This is a genomic window from Bradyrhizobium erythrophlei (assembly GCF_900142985.1).
GTDB classification, from domain to species: domain Bacteria; phylum Pseudomonadota; class Alphaproteobacteria; order Rhizobiales; family Xanthobacteraceae; genus Bradyrhizobium; species Bradyrhizobium erythrophlei_B.
In genome coordinates, this window is the sequence record NZ_LT670849.1 from 57,905 (window position 1) to 73,130 (window position 15,226).

15 protein-coding genes and 1 pseudogene are annotated in these 15,226 nt (G+C 58.6%); 4 read left to right on the forward strand and 12 right to left on the reverse strand.

Annotation, left to right across the window (positions count from 1 at the left end; genetic code table 11):
- Positions 1-622: 622 nt before the first annotated feature.
- From BUA38_RS00245 to BUA38_RS00260, 4 genes and pseudogenes are all read right to left on the reverse strand, one after another.
- Positions 623-859, reverse strand: coding sequence for a hypothetical protein (locus tag BUA38_RS00245; protein WP_072815744.1), 237 nt, complete (start codon positions 857-859; stop codon positions 623-625).
- A 555-nt stretch (positions 860-1,414) separates the two neighbouring features.
- On the reverse strand, positions 1,415-1,789 hold the full coding sequence (locus tag BUA38_RS00250) for a hypothetical protein (RefSeq protein WP_072815747.1): 375 nt from the start codon (positions 1,787-1,789) through the stop codon (positions 1,415-1,417).
- Between the two features lie 278 nt (positions 1,790-2,067).
- Positions 2,068-2,295, reverse strand: a pseudogene (locus tag BUA38_RS36150) (hypothetical protein); the annotation flags it as partial.
- A 771-nt stretch (positions 2,296-3,066) separates the two neighbouring features.
- The gene (locus BUA38_RS00260; protein WP_072815752.1) at positions 3,067-3,993 is read right to left on the reverse strand and encodes a hypothetical protein; all 927 of its coding nucleotides are present in this window, start codon (positions 3,991-3,993) and stop codon (positions 3,067-3,069) included.
- A 965-nt stretch (positions 3,994-4,958) separates the two neighbouring features.
- Between BUA38_RS00260 and BUA38_RS36395 the strand changes: the two genes are divergently transcribed.
- Both BUA38_RS36395 and BUA38_RS00265 read left to right on the forward strand, forming a co-directional pair.
- Entirely contained in the window at positions 4,959-5,252 is a 294-nt protein-coding gene (locus tag BUA38_RS36395; RefSeq protein WP_156898341.1) for a hypothetical protein, read from the forward strand.
- A gap of 606 nt (positions 5,253-5,858) precedes the next feature.
- The gene (locus tag BUA38_RS00265) at positions 5,859-6,065 is read left to right on the forward strand and encodes a hypothetical protein (RefSeq protein ID WP_072815754.1); all 207 of its coding nucleotides are present in this window, start codon (positions 5,859-5,861) and stop codon (positions 6,063-6,065) included.
- Between the two features lie 278 nt (positions 6,066-6,343).
- On the opposite strand, the gene BUA38_RS00270 is transcribed toward BUA38_RS00265, so the two are convergent.
- From BUA38_RS00270 to BUA38_RS00305, 8 genes are all read right to left on the reverse strand, one after another.
- Entirely contained in the window at positions 6,344-6,754 is a 411-nt protein-coding gene (locus tag BUA38_RS00270; RefSeq protein WP_072815756.1) for a hypothetical protein, read from the reverse strand.
- A gap of 246 nt (positions 6,755-7,000) precedes the next feature.
- The gene (locus tag BUA38_RS00275; protein WP_072815758.1) at positions 7,001-7,621 is read right to left on the reverse strand and encodes a 3-keto-disaccharide hydrolase; all 621 of its coding nucleotides are present in this window, start codon (positions 7,619-7,621) and stop codon (positions 7,001-7,003) included.
- A 197-nt stretch (positions 7,622-7,818) separates the two neighbouring features.
- On the reverse strand, positions 7,819-8,778 hold the full coding sequence (locus BUA38_RS00280) for a catechol 2,3-dioxygenase (protein ID WP_072815760.1): 960 nt from the start codon (positions 8,776-8,778) through the stop codon (positions 7,819-7,821).
- A 1-nt stretch (position 8,779) separates the two neighbouring features.
- Positions 8,780-9,637 (reverse strand): hypothetical protein, encoded by an 858-nt coding sequence (locus BUA38_RS00285; RefSeq protein WP_083587379.1) that lies wholly within the window; start codon positions 9,635-9,637, stop codon positions 8,780-8,782.
- Between the two features lies 1 nt (position 9,638).
- Positions 9,639-10,331: a 4-carboxy-4-hydroxy-2-oxoadipate aldolase/oxaloacetate decarboxylase gene (locus BUA38_RS00290; RefSeq protein WP_072815764.1), complete on the reverse strand. Its 693-nt coding sequence runs from the start codon at positions 10,329-10,331 to the stop codon at positions 9,639-9,641.
- A gap of 13 nt (positions 10,332-10,344) precedes the next feature.
- The gene (locus BUA38_RS00295) at positions 10,345-11,061 is read right to left on the reverse strand and encodes a PIG-L deacetylase family protein (protein ID WP_072815767.1); all 717 of its coding nucleotides are present in this window, start codon (positions 11,059-11,061) and stop codon (positions 10,345-10,347) included.
- A 100-nt stretch (positions 11,062-11,161) separates the two neighbouring features.
- Positions 11,162-11,665, reverse strand: a complete 504-nt coding sequence (locus BUA38_RS00300) for a hypothetical protein (protein ID WP_156898342.1) — start codon at positions 11,663-11,665, stop codon at positions 11,162-11,164.
- Positions 11,666-11,706: 41 nt separating this feature from the next.
- Positions 11,707-12,444 (reverse strand): TetR/AcrR family transcriptional regulator, encoded by a 738-nt coding sequence (locus BUA38_RS00305; protein WP_072815772.1) that lies wholly within the window; start codon positions 12,442-12,444, stop codon positions 11,707-11,709.
- A 354-nt stretch (positions 12,445-12,798) separates the two neighbouring features.
- On the opposite strand from BUA38_RS00305, the gene BUA38_RS00310 reads away from it, so the two are divergent.
- Entirely contained in the window at positions 12,799-14,544 is a 1,746-nt protein-coding gene (locus tag BUA38_RS00310; RefSeq protein ID WP_072815774.1) for an ATP-binding protein, read from the forward strand.
- Positions 14,545-14,643: 99 nt separating this feature from the next.
- Entirely contained in the window at positions 14,644-15,225 is a 582-nt protein-coding gene (locus BUA38_RS00315) for a peroxidase-related enzyme (RefSeq protein WP_072815777.1), read from the forward strand.
- Position 15,226: the final 1 nt, after the last annotated feature.

Below are 15,226 nucleotides of genomic sequence, written 5' to 3' on the forward strand. Positions count from 1 at the left end.
CGGCTGCCTCGGAATCAAGATTGAAAATCCTGAACAGGCCTCTCGAGAAACCCTCGTTTATTGTGGTGATTGCGGCACCTCACGAGGAACGGTCGGCGCATTAAGAGACCTGTCCGTTCGATCAGAGGCCCCCTCGGTTCCGCACACGAGGCGAGAACTCAAGATGAAATCTTGCAGCCAGCTTGTCGCCCTTCATCAAGAGTTGCAAAGCCTTCGTCGAAAGGTCGCAATGGCCGAGTCTCGTCGAAAGTCATAGGTCTGGCAGCGGCGGCGGGTACATCTTTGGGATTTAGTTTAATGAAAGCCGCTCGATTGCTAACACATCAACGCAAGATCGATCGCTATCAGAAGCTTCTCAACGAACTGCGCTTCATCGAACAACAAGTGTCTGAGGACAACAAGTGTCTGAGGAGCGGTGTAAGTTGGCGATGCTATAGTTCATGAACCAGTTGCATTCCGCATCGAACATTTGGCTCCCCGACGGGCCGCAATAGGACGAACGGTCAATAAATTCGCCGCCGGGATCGAGCACGAAGTCGAGCGCAGCTGGATCAGCTTGCACGAGAGCGGCACCAACCTGAAATTCGCCCAAGCCGGTGCATACCTTTTCGCTTGATATCGATTACGGAGCGTCGCCGCCTCCGGGTTTCTCTGAACTTCCGTAGAGTCCCCTGATTAGAACCAGCACGTCACGTAGCGCTGCCTGATAGCCCGAGTGCCAGTACTCTTGCTCGGGCGCGTTCGAACCGGAATTGTCGTGGTCGCTGATCACATAGGGCGCCTCTACCGCAATCCAATCGCGGATACCATCCAGACGGTCTTGAATTGCCAAGAGGACCGCGGGATCGATCTCTTCCATGGGAACTCGCTAGCGGGCAACTCCGGGAATAGACCACGGTTTTGGTTAAAAAAAACAAAATAGCGGGCCGGAATATCTATCTCAATAGTCTTTGACCAAGCTAGCAGCCGGCAAGACGTTTGGACGTTCGCAGAAGCTGGACTGGCTCGACAACGTGATCGAGGAAGGCCGTACAGATTTGATTGATCAGCACGCGACCGAGCGAGAGGTCGAGGCTTGGAACATGTCCTGCCCAATCGCTTTCCTGTTGAAGGTTGCATGATAGAAGTTTCGTCGAAGGCGTAGGCGCAATCGGATAATCGCCATCAAATCAGCTAGCTGCTCCGTCAGCCGCCAGGTGATTGCGACCTAAAGTGATCCTATCGCGGTGCACAACCTTGATTTAGCCCGAATCTTTTGGCGGAACTGTCGTTCTACGTGGGGCGTTACGTAGTTCACAAAAGTCAGAGAACGGTGGAGATGCGCGGTGCAGATCGCGTTGCAGATCAATTTTGCCTTATGGATCATGATGGGCTGCGCGATCGCCGAGGTTACGCAGGTCGTCGGATACTTGTATTAAGTCAGCAACCACACCGTTGCCTTGACCGTTAGCCAACCAAGGGCTGACCACCAGCCGAACGTCGCAACCGTGATTGTCGCCAAGAAGCAAACGCAGAAAACCCGCTGCGAGGGACTGGCTTTGCCAATCAGAGAGCTTGCAAGGGTCTCTTCAGTTAGGTCGCTCACTGCCTTCACTCCCTGCCAGGCGCTAGTCGTATCCAGTGCCGAACCATGTCCGCCAGATTGCAACTTGGCCAAGATAAGTTGATCCTCGGACAGTCGCTGTTCGACAAAGCGCAATTCGGCAGAGCTAAGATTTGATCGAGGGAGCTTTTGAAAGCGATCAATATTGCGCTTGAGTGCACGTAAACGCGCGGTGCTTTCGTCCATCAGAATTACTCCTACAAAATGAAACTCTGAAAATTCAGCTCCGTTTAGCGACCTTCCGGTAAATCCGTTTGTCAGCCCGTTAAACTTGGTGCGAACGAGAAAATGGGGCGATTCATCCCGACGTCATACAACCGCAACTTGAAGCCCCATCGGCTTGCACTGGAATCGAGCAAGTTTTGTGCCAGTGGCTGCAGGGGGAGCCGCCGCTTTCTCAGCCCAGCGGTGGCTTTCTCGTTGTAATGATTGGATTTTTCGCCACCTGCGGGCGACTGCTCGGCCTCGTGATCCATCACGGCCCTACAACCAGAACTTAGACTCGCGCGGTTTTTGATCATGCAAGCCGTGATCCGGGGGATGTCGGGAATTTCTGAGCTGCAAAACCGGAATGCACCACTGGTGCACATTTGCTGCGCTTCGGGGCTAAAGGCGTAGCTCGACGTTGACAGCATGGAAAACGAAATGGCGAATGCTGCAATCAACGCGCCTTTACGAAATGACCTTGTCATGACCAAACTCCGTCGTTGGTCGTGGCCTAAAGGCTAGACCCCCTCGTGTTTCAAGAATGTGTCGCGGATCGGAAAAATGGTTTCTGGCACTCTAAACGGAGCGAAGGCGGGGCTTGAGGCCCAAGTCACTTGAGGACGCGACGGCGCAACTAGATAATCGCCTTCAAATCAGCTAGCTGATCAGCCAGCCGTCAGGAAACGGAATAAGTGGCTAGGCTAGGTCGTTGTCGTTCGCGTAGCTCTGGGGGCCTTTCAGCACATATTCTGACGCTTTTGGTTGAACAGACCTCAGCGTAGGATTCCCTACGAAAATACCCCTCAGCGATAGCGACGAGACACTGGGCACGAAAACCCGCCCGCAAAACGGAGCCATCCGTCAGGCGTCATGGCTGTGCCGTGTCCGGTAAACCGGGGGCATCTGTCGGCTGTATCCCTCGCGAGGAGCCTCGCATTCCAGCCTGGGAGCGTGTCCTTTCGGGGCGCTCGATCAGGCGTAGGGGCCTTCGATACTCCGCCCTGACCATCGTCAATAACATGGTTGAACTGGCAGATGCACTGACGCGGCGTGCCAACACCCGTTCAACAACTACGAACCAAAGTAGATCGCGTTTTCCCAATACCTAGCGGCTCGACTAGTCGGAATCATTTGGGGATGCGGGAGCAAAAGATCACCCTTGGGGGACTGCGCGGAGCCGGCGTTATCGAATTGCTGGTCTATTGCAGCGACTACAAAACGATCATCAGAGTGATGATCGCGATGAAACCCAAGCGTCAATCTTGAAGCGCTTTCAACAGAGTCTGCGCCACGGCCATGTGGCCCGACGCGCTCCAATGACCGTCGGGGAGGAGATGAGACGGCGAAGCAGCGAGTGCGTCGTCGAGGTCGATGCAGACGTCCGCAAATTTGCAAAATATCGTCGAGGAAAGCCCGAGCTTCGGCCCGAGGAAATCTTGCGTGCCTTGGTGGGCCAGGACCACTTTCACGCCGCGCGGCACTTCCTCTCGAATTCGGCCTAGAATGAAACTGATAATTCCGATCGATTGGCTGGGGTCCACATTCTCCGGAATTGTGGGATCGATGAATCTCGTTGCGACCCTCGCCACGAGAGACCGGTCGCTCCAGCGTTCCAACAGGCCGATGCGCGCCGGGCGAATGATATATGAGTCTCCCGCCTTCTCAACATAGGGCTTTGCTCGGCCGAAGAAGCGCTGTCGCAATACATCGAGGTAATCGCTCTTATTCAGCACGATCAAGAGGATGTCGCTCGTCTTCAAAACATGTTTCCATTTTCTGAAAACCACGTACTCTTGGTCAGTTCCATAACCCATCGTGCCGGTGTTTATGACGCGAGCAGGGAAATGGGAAAGCATTTTAACGTCGAAGCGATCCTCGATGTTTATGCCTTCGCCAAAAGACAACGAATCGCCGAGGATTAAAATCGTGCGATCGGCGCGAGACTCTTGCGCAATCAGCCTTTGGCCATTCTCGTCGGTACTGATGCTCCACTCTTCTCCGGCTGCATTGATACGCGTTGTCACGATATTAGGCGCGTTACTCCATCCGGTTTGCGCATCTGAGCGGAAGAGCCGAGCGGGTCTGCTAAAGACGCTTACGTAAAATCGGAGGGCCGCTTCAGCTGCTACCGGCGCCAGTATCGTTACGCTGAGGAGAGCGACCCAGTGCAAGGGGATTTTCATTTGCCGATGTCCCGCGTGAGACGTTTACCAACCAAGCTACCCGGGCCGCATGGGTGCGCAGTTGGTCTCGCGCCCAAGCCCTAGCGGCTTCCTCTGACCGCAAATCAGTGGAATCAATTGGGGCCGCCGCCCGAATCCTCCACATTCCGCTCTCCGCCAAGAATGAGGCTGTTCACAATTCCTTTTAAAGCTGTCTCTTGCCGCTGACGATTTCAGGGCTTCAGTATCAGGCGCTGCCGGGACAAACACATTTTGAGCCGACAGCGTAATTTTTGAAGGTTTTATTTTATGGAAGCGGATGGCCACGCCTCCGATGAAGCGTGTAACAAGTGCGTCTGCCCTGTCAAATCGCTGTGGCGATCCCACCCATTGCAGCCCGGCAAATCCCTTTTCAATCTCGCTGACAACGCTTATCAACCTCGCATTCACAGCCGCTGTAGCTTGCCCGTCCGCATCCCAATTCATAGCGGCTTTCGGATTATCCGAATTTGCGGAATCAGGGAATGCCATGGCGTCGGAAACCGGAACGATGGTTGAGCTATTGGTGGGGACGCTGCTTACCCCACGCCGCCAGCGAACCTCTAATTCGCGTCGCCGCTAAGCTCGATTAGACTACACGCCGCTCATGGTCCCATATCTCCAGCGCATGGCCGTCGATGAACTGCATGGCCGCGATGTCGCCCTTCGCCAAGAACTCCTGTGGCCGTCCTGATCGACGGGAAATGCCCGATAGATCCCCATAGCGTCCTGCCTAACCGAAGCTGATGAAAAACGCGGCGAGCATCCCGATCACCCATAGCCGAGGTCAGCGTTTCGCGTGCTTGGATAGTGTCGGCCGATTCCTACCCCGCCGATCTTGCAACCGGCGCGCCGGCAGATGCGCGTTAGCCGCATGCCGACGTAGCTCGCGGGGGACGGCAGGACCCCCGCCTCAGACGTTTGGTTCCCAAGGATGGGAGCACGACATGGATCAAGAAACGAAGCGCGAAATTACCGTTCCTGCCCGTCGTCACAGGTATCGGCCTCGCCATAGTGGTCGGTGCTTTGGCGTGGTAGCGAGGTTTGCGCTCATGACGGTGGTTATGAAGATTATAGCGGTCTGGTTTGGCCTGAATTTATTGGTCCCGGCCTTCATTTATTACCAGCGTACGCCAAGCTTTCGACATCGGGTGTTTCGGGCGACCTTCGGCCTAACCGCCTTTCCAAGCGAGCGCCGCCTAGCGCATGCGCTGGTCAATGCAGCTCATCAGCATCGTTAACCGGAAGCACGCCCTCGGGAGGGAGTGCACCCGGTTACGTTCTTTGCTAGAACATCTGGCGCTGGAGCACGTATTTTGAGCCAGCGGACCTATTTTTTTGAGGTTAGTTTATGAGTACCCCAAGGACACGCTCGCTGGAGCAGCTTCGAAACCTTATGTCCGAGCTTACGGTTCTGCGAGCGCAGGTGGAGCAAGCCGAACGCAATCGGACACAGTCGATAGTCCAGTTCAATCGGCTGTTGAAGTTGCGCAAGCTCGAAGCCGCTCGCATTAAGCCCAACTGTACGCCACCTGCATCGCGCACAACATCATGCCCCAAAGGCCAAGATTGACTTCGATCGCCACCAGCATTGATTGTGTCCCCCGACGAGCGACGAGAATCCCCCGACTCGCGTCGCGGTAACAGCTGACTGTTACAATATGCGCAAAGTATGGTTCGCAATTGCGAGACGTCTTCGGCTTTCCGACATCAAGCAAATGAAGACCAAGGGCCGGCGCTCGGGCGGCCGTCGTTAAGGCGACGCGGCGCGCACAGTACGTTTTCTGATTCCCGACTCGGTTGAACGTCGCATTTTGCTTGGAGGTAGGTCAGCGTGAGGAATTGCGATGATCGACAAGAAGATTGCTTTTGGAATTGCCGTTGCTGCGATGGCTACCGCTGTGCTGGGGATTATGCTCCTGTTCGGCAGCGAGAGGCATTTCGCCTCCATGGATCAAGCTGGGGTGAACCACCCAAGCGGCACAACGCAAACTGCCGAAACGCCAAATCCTGCACTGTCTCGCATTCGCCTGCTGGTCTCCAATCCAAACTGAGCCAATAACGGCAGTCACCCATTTGGGGGCGAACCTTTGACCCGCTTGCGCGATATATCCTTCGACTGGCGGATTTCAGTGCTCCAGTGACTAGCCAGCGCCGACAAGGCATCGAAGCCCTAGGGGCGATCGGACGGCGCGACACTGTATTTACAGGTAACCTGAGCGAGATTGCCGCCTTGTTCATCCGACAAGAAGTAGCGGCCGCCTGCCCCCGCGCGTTGCAGAACTGCTCGCATGCACGGATGGGCGCCCGGCTCATCAGCGCGCAATCCAAGTCACGCAGCCGGCTGCTTGTAGTCCGGAAACCGGCTCAAGACCGCGGCCCTCAAAAACTTGAAGTGGGAGATCGAGTCGGCGAGCGACCTCAGCCGCTTCTGGCCATTTGAAATTTCTTCGCTGAACAGGTTCTGGTGGTGGCCGTCCAGCGGCTCACGATCCAGGTACTCGTCACTGGCGTTTCCAACCGTCACCGCGGCGCGTGCCAGCACCTCTTCGACCCGCTGGTTTAATCCGCTTTGCTCACCCTCGGCAGCCTGCAGCGCCGTTTCAATCGCGTTCATGACGATATCGACACGCTGGCGGTCTGTGTCCTCGTCCCGCTGCGGCGAGCGAACCTTGAACTGATCACCTTCAGGGCTGCTTTGGGTCAAGTTGCGCAAACGCGCTCTTAGGAACAGCTGGAACATGGCTTATGTGAACTCCCGCGACAGCTCTCAAGGAAGCGGGCGAAAAATCACTCAAAAGATGACAAGCTGATTACAGGCATGGCCCGATATTGCCTTTGGCCGCACGATATCACGAATCAACCCTCGATCAAGCGTTCGGCAATTCCGCGCAGCCTCGCCGACGAATGACACACGATAAAAAACCGCCCTCGCGATTGATCGCGCGAGGGCGGCTTTATGTACCGCCAGCGAATCGTCGCCGAATGCCTAGAGCGGCTTGATCTCAACCTTGCGGAACTTCACCACGCCCTTGTCGTTCGCCACGCCCGCGGCGTCCTTGCTGCCAAGACCATGCTGGAGAGCGACCTTTCCGTTCGCAAGCTTTGAGTCCTGCGCGCCATCGACCGTCTTCTGGCCGTTGAGCACAACGGTGAATGACGAACCTTTCGCCGTGATCTCGAAGGTGTTCCACTTGCCGCCCGCGTGCGGCATCGGATTGACCTTGGCGACGTTGACGATCGCGCCGGTGCCATAGCTCGGATCCGGCCGCGTGTCCCAGATATTGACCTCGTAGCAGGTGTCCGCGCCGATCTTCTCAGGCTCGGTGCAGCGAATGAAAATGCCGCTGTTGGAATCCGCTTCCACCCAGAACTCGGCCTTGATTTCGTAATCCTTGTAATCGGACTTGGTGACGAGGAAGCCGTTACCCTTGTCGGCCACGATCATGCCGTCCTCGATCCGCCAGTTGGCGTCACCGACCTTGCTGAAGCCGTCGAGGCTCTTGCCGTCGAACAGCGAGACCCACCCTGCCTCGCTCGAAGCCTGGGGTGAATACGCCAGAGCTGAGATGCCGAGGACAAGCGATGCGATGGCGGCGCGGCGTTTCATGAAAATACTCCCTGTTGATGTTGTTTTTGGTACTCGATCGCGCGGGACGATAGCAGGAGACAAATCTTCCGGAAAGCCAGCGAGAGGCTATGCTTGCTGCGTTTCGAACGCCGGTCGGGTCAATACGGTGTGAACGGCTTTTTCGCTCTGACGCGTTTTCTTCACGCGAACCGGTATCCACTTCGCTTGAAAACGCTCTAGTGACCCTCAACCGGCGGGGTGCCGTGGGTGTGGAAGGACTCGATCGTTTTCAGTCCCCATGCCTGCCCCTTCTTGCGCTCCTCCTCCGTCCAGACGATCGGTTTCCAGTCCGGCGCCAGGATCAGCCGCGCGCCGGCATTGGCGACCTCGACCCGGTTGCCGCCGGGCTCATAGACGTAAAGAAAGAAAGTCTGCTGGATCGCGTGCTTATGCGGACCGGTTTCGATATAGACCCCGTTCTCCAGAAAAATGTCCGCGGCCCGCAAAATATCCTCGCGGCTGTCGAGCGCGTAAGTGAGATGGTGGAAACGGCCCGGCGTGCCGGAATGGTCGCGCGAATACGCAAAGTCATAACTCTTGTTCGTGACCGTCATCCACATCGCGGCTTCGGTGCCGTCGTTGAGCACGATCTGCTCCGTCAGCCGGCATCCGAGATACTTTTCGAAGAAAATCCGGTTGGCCTTGATGTCGACCGCCAGGCAATTGAGGTGATCGAGCCGGCGCACATTGATGCCGCGCGCCGGAAAGCGCTGCGCCTGGTTCTTCAGCGCCGGCTTTAATTCGGCCGGCGGCTGATACCATTCGGTCTCATAATAAAGTTCGACGATATGGCCGTCCGGGTCGCGGCAGCGAAACGCCGGACCATGGCCGAGATCGCCGCCGGTCCAGCCGATATCGAAACCCGAGTCCTTCAGCGCCGCGACCCGGCGCTCGAGCGCCTGCGGGCTTCGCGCCCGCAGCGCCATGTGCTCCATGCCTGAGGTCTTGGAAGCCGTAAGCTTGAGCGAATAGCGTTCATAATCGTCCCAGCCACGCAAATAGACCGACTCGCCCTTTCGCCCACTGACGGTCATACCCATCACATCGACGAAGAATTTCAGGCTCTCGTCCGGCTTCGGCGTCAGCAATTCGAGATGGCCGAGATGGGCAAGGTCAAGAATGGGCTCAGGCTGCATGTCAATGACCCTCTTCAATCAGCGGACGCGTCACATCGTCGAACAGCTCGTCGACGGAAAATTGCCGGGCAATGAGACTCTGCTGCGCCGCATACGCGGTGATGCATTCCAGCGAGCGCCGCATGTCGACGGCGAGAAAACGGCCGTCGCCAGTGATGGCGGCCACCGAGAACAGGCGATGGACCTCGCGCACGATATCGGGATGTTCGTCGGACAGATCCTTTTTCACAACCACCATGTGATTGATCGGTCGCACGGCGTGTTTGGCAAACCAGCGGGCTTCTTCGCCCTTGACGTCCGCAAATAGCGGCTTGAGGTCGGGATGGTCGACCTTCTCACCGAGGATCGCGTCGAGCTCGCCATCCAGAAGCATCTGGACGATCTGCTTTCCCGCCGGCGCGCGTCGCGTGTGATCTTCGAATTCGGCGACGTGCGCGTCTTCGAAAGTCACCCAGTCGATCGCATTGAGATCGACGCCGTAATCATTGGCGAGAATGCCCCGCAACCAGGCGCCGGTCGTGGTGCTGAAGGAGCGGATGCCGACGCGCTTGCCGGCAAGATCATTCGGCGTGAGCGTGCCGAATTTGGGGTTGTAAAACGCATGGCCATGCTGAAACCGCGCCAATACGACATCCGGCAACAGCACCATCGGCTTGTTGAAATTCTTCGCCATCAGGTAGGTGACGATCGCCATCTCCGAGACGTCGAAGGCGCCCTCGCGAACCATCGGCTTGAAGCCCTTGTTGGTCGGCTTGTAGTCGACGAAATCGAACTCGACGAGATCGGATTTGATCGACCCATCCTTCAGCGCTGCCGTGCAGGCATGATCGCCGAGCAAGGTGCGCAGGCGCACGGCCATCTCAATCGGCCTCCGGCTCGTCGACATAGACGAGACCCGCCTTCGCCAGCGGCTCACGCATCTTGTACATGTCAAGCCCGAGCACGCCGGAGGCAAGCTGCTGGCGCTTGCCCTCCTCGTCGGCCTGGCGCTTCTCGCCCTTGGCCGCGACCTCAGTGGCGTTCTTTTTCAACACCACCACTACGCCGTCATCGTCGGCAACGATCGCATCGCCGGGATGGACGTTGACCCCGGCACACACGACGGGAACATTGACCGCGCCCAGTGTCGCCTTCACCGTGCCCTTGGCCGAGATCGCCTTCGACCACACCGGAAAGCCCATCTCCTTGAGCGATTTCACATCACGGCACCCGGCATCGATCACAAGACCGACCACACCGCGCGCCTTCAGCGAGGTCGCGAGCAGATCGCCGAACATGCCGTCGGTATTATCAGTGGTGCAGCCTACGACCAGCAGATCGCCGGGACGGCACTGCTCGACCGCGACATGGATCATCCAGTTGTCACCGGGCTGCGCCAGCACCGTGACCGCAGTGCCGGCGGCCTCACCGCCCGCCCAGACCGGCCGCATGTACGGCTTCATCAAGCCGAACCGGCCATAGGCCTCGTGCACCGTTGAGGTCCCAAGCGCGCCAAGCCGCTTGACGATACCGGCGTCGGCGCGCGCGATGTTGCGGACAACGATGGTCTTCATACCAGCTTCTCCATCACACCAGTTCTTCCAAAGCCATCGGGAACAGCCGCTGATAGGCCTCACCATAAGTCATGGCCTTGCCGGAATTGCGTCCGCCCTGCATGCCCCGCTGCAACGCGACGCGCTCGTAATAGGCCCACAGGTGCTTTTGTGCGGCGAGAATTTCGAAGGTCCTGCGCTTGATGTCCCAGACCTCGTCGATGTTGAGGATCACCTGCGGCTTGAAGTTACACATCTCCGGCTGGTGCGGCTCGAACAGGAAGACCGGCGGCGCGGCATAGCTGTAATCAGCTTGCGGCTTGTGGCCCATCGCTTGCGCCACGATCCGCGCTTCCTGCGCGTAAGCCGTCGCGGCGGGATGATCGACGTTGTAGGGATCTTCCAGCGAATGGGTCAGCACGAAGCTCGGATTGAGCTCGCGATAGATATCGATCAGCCGTTCCATATGGGCGTCCGTCAGCCGCAGCGGATAATCGCCGGCATCGAGGAATTCGATTTCCGCGCCGAGTGAAGCCGCAGCGCGCTCGGCCTCGTCCTTGCGGCCGGCTTTGACTTTCTCGAGCGTCATGCCCGACTGTTTCCAGGCGAACTGGGATTCCCCGCGCTCACCGAATGCCAGGCAGACGATCTTGACGCGGTAGCCTTTTTTGGCGTGAAGCGCGATTGCGCCGCCGGCGCGCCAGACGAAATCGCCGGGATGTGCTGAAACCACCAAACCTGTCTTTGCCATCGCTTTCCTCAGATCTTGCCGATCCATTCTTGTTGACGCGGCGCTCGCCTCGCAGCGAGCGTCGCCTTCACCGTCAATGCGCTACCGGCGCCGGCCCCTGTCAATCATTTGCCGCCAGTCGATGCTTCACGAAGAGCGCGAGCGGCACGGCGTAGAACAAGTGGGACATGAAGCCGCCAATGATCACGTTGGGGTCGAGGTAATTCGGGTGGCTCGACGAAGCAACCGCGATCGCGATATGCATCACGATCCACAGGAAAACCGCGAAGAACATGCCGATCAGCGACGCCTCATAACCGCGACGCGCAAAGGCCGGCCACACCCACGCGAAGGCGACGCCCCAGGCCAGCGCGAAGAAAAAGTGAATGCCGGTGCCCACGAGATAAGCGACGGCTCCCAATGAATCCTGCACGTCCTTGCCGAACACGAGTCCGGTAGCGTTGCGGGGAATGCCCGCAAGTGGCATCAGATGCTGGATGCCGACCCAGACGATGGCCTCATAAATCCAGATGATGACACCGCCGATCAGGCCTCCAAGAAGCCCTACGCGGACCGTTTCACCAAGTTCCCCGTGATTGACAGTTGCTGACGCAGTCGTAGCCATTCTCATCCTCCCCTTTTTGCAACTCCATTCGACCTTGCTTGTTAGCGGCGCCCTGACGGCGCTCTTGGATTATGAAGTGGTGCAGTGGAAAGCCGCGGCGCCGGCCGCCGCTCATCCAGCGCGGGCGCCTGGAACGAAGCAACCGTTGCCTTGACCAGTTGCTCGATCGCGGCGGCGGCATCGCTGCCGTCGGCCTCGCCCCGCGACAGGCGCGCGACGCGCTCGGGCGTCACCAGCGTGTAGTAAAGCGCGCCCAGCAGAAAATGGCTGCGCCAGACGATCTCGGTGCGCGGGATATGCGGCAAGCTTTCACAGATCGCGTCGATGAAGGCGTGGCTCGTGTCGTCAAAAGTCTGCGCGATGATCTTGCCGGCAACCGCATTGCCTTCCGCCGACATCACCGCCCGCAGCCGGGTGAAACGCGCCCCGCCACCGGCAAGATCGTTGCCGGACGAAAAAGCCGGCAGCACATAGGCGCGCACGATCGCCTCGAGCCGGTCGTTGAGATCCCGCACCCGCTGTGCGGCCGCCAGCAGTTCCGACCGTCTCAGGTTCATCGGTCCGCAGTGCCGACGATAGATTTCAAGCAGCAGCCCGTCCTTGGTCTTGAAATGGTAGGTCACGCTGCCGGGGTTGGCGCCTGCCGCCTGCGCGATGTCGCGCACCGAAACGGCGTTGAAACCATTGGTCGAAAACAGTTCCTCGGCGGCGCAGAGAATGGCTTCGCGCATATTCGGCTTGCGCGGTGCGGCATCATCGCTGTCGGGTGGACGGGCCATTTCGATTTGTACAAATGTACAAATCATTCGGTCAAGTCAACGAATATCTGCCGCGTTCGACAGATAGCTGGTTTGCATCGCGGGATAAGACCGGCACGGCCACTCGCGGCCCGCCTCTCCCCGGCGCAGCACCTCGTTGATTGGTAAATCAAATATGAACGCGCTGCCCTGCCCGGCGGTTGGCGGCCGTTTGATTTTCACCTTTTGCCGGAGGAACGCGCGCCGAAAAGAGTTCCAACATGGATATGCACCGAAACGCCGCTTTTTTGCCTAAGGCGATTTAACCGTTTGTGCAGCGACAGCCCTCATAGTGTCGTCCAGGACGCAATTGGTGACAGGTCGGGTTCAGTAATCGTGACATCGTTTGGACGCGTGATTTTGGTGCGCGGCTCGCTTGCGCGGGTCGGCCTGCTGGGCAACGGCAAGGTGGGCCCGTCCGAAGTGCGGGCAACGGTCGGCCGGTTCATCAGCATACGCTGCGCGAGCTCGGTCATCGTTGCGATGATCACCGAGGTGTCGTGCGAAGACCTGCCAAAATCAGACAACTACATCGCCAGCGCCTCGGTCGACCTGCTCGGCGAGATCCATGGAGCCGGAGACAGCCAGAAATTCCGGCGCGGCGTCACCAATTACCCATCGATCGGAGATTCCGTCGAACTGATCAACAGCCAGGAACTGCGGACGATCTACGCGCCCAGCGGTTCGGATCAGATCAATATCGGCACACTCCAGCAGGATTCCTCGGTCATCGCCTATGTCGATATCGAGGAAATGCTGTCCAAGCATTTTGCGGTTCTGGGGTCGACCGGTGTCGGTAAATCGACCGGCGTATCGCTGCTGTTGAACGAGATTCTCAAATCGCGGCCCACCTTGCGGGTTTTCCTGCTCGACGTTCACAACGAATACGGGCGCTGCTTCGGCGACCGCGCGCTGGTCCTCAATCCGCGCAACCTGAAGCTTCCGTTCTGGCTGTTCAACTTCGAGGAAATCGTCGACGTGCTGTTCGCCGGCCGCCCCGGCGTGCCTGAGGAACTTGATATTCTCGCCGAGGTCATTCCGGTCGCGAAATCGATCTACACGCAGTATCAGAACTCGGACCGGGTGGGCCTGAAGCGCGGCGATCCCAAATCGGTCGGCTATACGCTCGACACGCCGGTGCCTTATCGCCTGGTCGACCTGATCTCGCTGATCGACGAGCGCATGGGCAAGCTCGAGAACCGTTCTTCGCGCATCATCTATCACAAGCTGATCTCGCGCATCGAGACGGTGCGCAACGATCCGCGTTATGCCTTCATGTTCGACAACGCCAATGTCGGCGGCGACACGATGTCTGAGGTGATCAGCCATCTGTTCCGCCTGCCTTCTCAAGGCCGGCCGATGACCGTGATGCAGCTCGCCGGCTTCCCGGCGGAAGTCATCGACTCCGTGGTGTCGGTGCTGTGCCGGATGGCCTTCGATTTCGGCCTCTGGAGCGACGGCGTCTCGCCGATGCTGTTTGTCTGCGAAGAGGCGCACCGCTACGCCTCCGCCGATCGCAATGTCGGCTTTGGCCCGACCCGCAAGGCGGTGTCGCGCATCGCCAAGGAAGGCCGCAAATACGGCGTCTATCTCGGTCTCATCACGCAGCGTCCCGCCGAGCTCGATGCCACCATCATCTCCCAGTGCAACACCCTGTTCACGATGCGTCTTGCCAACGAGCGCGACCAGGCGCTGCTGCGTTCGGCGGTTTCGGACGCCGCCGCGAACCTGTTGTCCTTTGTTCCCTCGCTCGGAACGCGCGAAGTGCTTGCTTTCGGCGAAGGCGTGGCGCTGCCGACCCGCTTGCGGTTCAAGGAGGTTCCGGTGCACCAGCTACCGCGCGGCGAAGCCACGATATCGACGGTGCCGTCGGCCACTTCCGGTCATGACATGCACTTCGTCAGCGCGGTGCTGGAACGCTGGCGCGGCGCCACGTCCAACCGCGACGCGGCTCCCAACGATCCCGGCTTCAGCGATCGCCCGGTGTCGCGAACGATGGGCCCGGCGGAAGCGCCGATGCTGCAACCCTCCATGGGGCTCGATCCCGACCGCTTCTCGCTCCTGAAGAAGCCGCTGCGCTAGATCATCTTCAGCGCCGAACGTGAAGCCGCACGGCTTTGCGCCATCGTGGCCAAATGACTATGCTCATGCGAAGCTATCCCGTCTAACGGACGCCTCGCCATGACAGAGCCGAAAGCCTCGCGATTCCCGGTTCCTCCCGTCAACAGCCTGCCGGAGGATATCCGTACGCGCCTGCTCGCGGTGCAAGAGAAGTCCGGGTTCATTCCGAACGTTTTCCTGACGCTCGCCTTTCGGCCCGATGAGTTTCGCGCCTTCTTTGCCTATCACGACGCCCTGATGGAAAAGGACGGCGGCCTGACCAAGGCCGAGCGTGAGATGATCGTGGTCGCAACGTCGAGCGCCAACCAGTGCCAGTATTGCGTGATCGCCCATGGCGCCATTTTGCGAATTCGCGCCAAAAACCCGCTGCTCGCCGACCAGGTCTCGGTCAACTACCGCAAGGCCGACATCACGCCGCGCCAGCTCGCCATGCTCGACTTCGCCATGAAGGTGAGCCAGGAAGCGCAGCTCGTGTCAGAGGCGGATTTTGCCGCGCTTTCGCAGCACGGGTTCAGCCAGGACGATATCTGGGACATCGCCGCGATCTCGGCGTTCTTCGCGCTGTCGAACCGGATGGCCAACGTCACCGCCATGCGGCCCAACGACGAGTTCTACCTCATGGGTCGGTTGCCGAAAGCGTAGA

Excerpts from the sequence above, each read along its gene's own strand:
- BUA38_RS00300 (WP_156898342.1), bottom strand. The coding sequence starts at position 11,665 with ATGGCTACGACTGCGTCAGCAACTGTCAATCACGGGGAACTTGGTGAA.
- BUA38_RS00285 (WP_083587379.1), bottom strand. The coding sequence starts at position 9,637 with ATGGCCGTGCGCCTGCGCACCTTGCTCGGCGATCATGCCTGCACGGCA.
- BUA38_RS00265 (WP_072815754.1), top strand. The coding sequence starts at position 5,859 with ATGATCGACAAGAAGATTGCTTTTGGAATTGCCGTTGCTGCGATGGCT.
- BUA38_RS00315 (WP_072815777.1), top strand. The coding sequence starts at position 14,644 with ATGACAGAGCCGAAAGCCTCGCGATTCCCGGTTCCTCCCGTCAACAGC.
- BUA38_RS36395 (WP_156898341.1), top strand. The coding sequence starts at position 4,959 with ATGGATCAAGAAACGAAGCGCGAAATTACCGTTCCTGCCCGTCGTCAC.
- BUA38_RS00270 (WP_072815756.1), bottom strand. The coding sequence starts at position 6,754 with ATGTTCCAGCTGTTCCTAAGAGCGCGTTTGCGCAACTTGACCCAAAGC.
- BUA38_RS00295 (WP_072815767.1), bottom strand. The coding sequence starts at position 11,061 with ATGGCAAAGACAGGTTTGGTGGTTTCAGCACATCCCGGCGATTTCGTC.
- BUA38_RS00305 (WP_072815772.1), bottom strand. The coding sequence starts at position 12,444 with ATGGCCCGTCCACCCGACAGCGATGATGCCGCACCGCGCAAGCCGAAT.
- BUA38_RS00275 (WP_072815758.1), bottom strand. The coding sequence starts at position 7,621 with ATGAAACGCCGCGCCGCCATCGCATCGCTTGTCCTCGGCATCTCAGCT.
- BUA38_RS00280 (WP_072815760.1), bottom strand. The coding sequence starts at position 8,778 with ATGCAGCCTGAGCCCATTCTTGACCTTGCCCATCTCGGCCATCTCGAA.
- BUA38_RS00290 (WP_072815764.1), bottom strand. The coding sequence starts at position 10,331 with ATGAAGACCATCGTTGTCCGCAACATCGCGCGCGCCGACGCCGGTATC.
- BUA38_RS00260 (WP_072815752.1), bottom strand. The coding sequence starts at position 3,993 with ATGAAAATCCCCTTGCACTGGGTCGCTCTCCTCAGCGTAACGATACTG.
- BUA38_RS00250 (WP_072815747.1), bottom strand. The coding sequence starts at position 1,789 with ATGGACGAAAGCACCGCGCGTTTACGTGCACTCAAGCGCAATATTGAT.
- BUA38_RS00245 (WP_072815744.1), bottom strand. The coding sequence starts at position 859 with ATGGAAGAGATCGATCCCGCGGTCCTCTTGGCAATTCAAGACCGTCTG.